This is a genomic window from Parvivirga hydrogeniphila (genome assembly GCF_023371205.1).
GTDB classification, from domain to species: Bacteria; Actinomycetota; Coriobacteriia; order Anaerosomatales; family Anaerosomataceae; genus Parvivirga; species Parvivirga hydrogeniphila.
Window position 1 is genome coordinate 1 of sequence record NZ_JAMCCO010000009.1, and the last position, 1,030, is coordinate 1,030.

Here is a 1,030-nt window from a genome sequence, read left to right on the forward strand (position 1 = left end):
TGCGCGCGCGATCGCCGCTGCGAGCGGAGCGGAGATGCGCGCGGTCGTCGCGATGAAGAAGGGCGCAGACGTGGTGCGCCGGGTTCAGCGCACGAAGCGACGGATGGCCTCTGCAGCGTCAGCCTCCCCGTTGCCTTCGAGCACGCTCACCACGAGCCGCACGCGCTCGTTGACGGCAAGCGCTCGGAGCCGAGACCCTGTCCGGCCCTCCTTCGCGTACCACCGCCAGCCTTCGGAGGACGGCAGGGGCTCCCGGGCCGACGTCTCTACGAGCGATTCTCGTTCCGCGAAGAAGCCGACCGCCCGCCGCAACGCAGCGCCATCTTCGAACCGGTCCACGGTCAGGAGCGGGCTTGCGTAGTCCGGCTCGCGGCAGAGCTCGATCGTCTCGACCGTCCCGCTCGGCGCACTGCTTTCCTGGACGAGCGCCACAAACCCCTCGGGCACCTCGAGCCGAGCGCTCGGCCCGAGGTCGATCTGGCTTCCTGGGCCTAAGATCTCAAACCGCCAGTCCTGCGAGACGAGCCTGTTCACGTGGGCATGGACTGCGAGAGCGACGCCGAGCACGACCACGGCAAGAACCGCCGTCGCCACCGCGAGCCGGCTTAGCCAGGAAGGCAGCTTCACACCCATCGCTTCAGCTTCCCCACCTTCAAACCCCCGCTGTAGATATCGGCCATGCGCGCTGCATCCCCGATGTACTGACTTGCGAACCAGGAGTAGCTGGCGTCTCCCCACCTACTGAAGAAGTACTGCAGGCCCCCTTCCACGCCCATAGCCTCGACGTAGGCGCGCGCTTCCCTCCAGCGCCAAGGATTGCTCTGCCGATAATCATTGTAGACGATGCACCGAGCGGTATTCATGAACCACCCTACATTCCTCAAGTACCACGCGAACCTATTTCCCGCCACCAGAACCTTTAGCCCAGGCACCCTTAAGGACCACTCGGAACCCGGCCGCTCCCGGACTACGGCACGCCACAGGGCAGCGATGGGCCTCAGGACCTCCCCGCTCGGGTCGACCTTGCCTG

2 protein-coding genes are annotated in these 1,030 nt (G+C 66.0%); both read right to left on the reverse strand.

The window, feature by feature from the left end; genetic code table 11:
- Positions 1-84 precede the first annotated feature (84 nt).
- Positions 85-633: a hypothetical protein gene (locus MX659_RS09050; RefSeq protein WP_267193172.1), complete on the reverse strand. Its 549-nt coding sequence runs from the start codon at positions 631-633 to the stop codon at positions 85-87.
- The coding region (locus MX659_RS09055) for a hypothetical protein (RefSeq protein WP_267193173.1) at positions 624-1,030 on the reverse strand (407 nt) is incomplete at its 5' end. The genes MX659_RS09055 and MX659_RS09050, both read right to left, overlap by 10 nt.